Here is a 563-nt window from a genome sequence, read left to right on the forward strand (position 1 = left end):
GTGGCTGGACTGGCGGCGCAGGAGCCCGACGGCAATGGCTTGGAATCGCAAAGCTTGTTCGAACGGGATTCCTCGCGGGAGCCGGAATTCGCGGCAGCGTTCGGGCTCGCGAAAAAGGCAGCCGAAGCTGGCTCCGCAACCGGGCAGGCAATTCTCGCCTATATCCTCAGCAGAGGCCCCGAAGCGATGCGGGACCTGGATGCGGCGCATGGCTGGTATGAGAAGTCTGCGGCAGCCGGCTGCCCTGAGGGATGCCTGGGCCTTGCTCTTTCCCTCGCCCGGCGCGGGCAGCCTGCGCAGACGGCCAAAGTTGCCGCCGAGGTTCGACGCGCTGCCGACGCCGGTCTGCCAACCGCAATCTACCTTCTTGGGGTCCTGACTGAGCATGGACGCGGCATGCCAGCTGATCGACCGGCAGCCGCGCGACTGTATCAGCTTGCCGCGGAGAAAGGCTTGCCCTCAGCCCAATTCCGGTTGGGATCGGCGCTCATCGAGGGTGGCCTTGCAGGTCAAGATATCGCCGCCGGCGAGGCGTGGATGCGGCGGGCCGCATTGGCAGGGAA

The 563-nt window shown here is 66.3% G+C and carries 1 protein-coding gene; it reads left to right on the top strand.

The features are described from left to right. A partial coding sequence (locus EN949_RS35580) for a tetratricopeptide repeat protein (protein WP_164782693.1) occupies positions 1 to 563 on the top strand: 563 nt, incomplete at both ends.

The sequence above is a fragment of the Mesorhizobium sp. M7A.F.Ca.US.007.01.2.1 genome (assembly GCF_003998165.1).
Classification (GTDB): domain Bacteria; phylum Pseudomonadota; class Alphaproteobacteria; order Rhizobiales; family Rhizobiaceae; genus Mesorhizobium; species Mesorhizobium ciceri.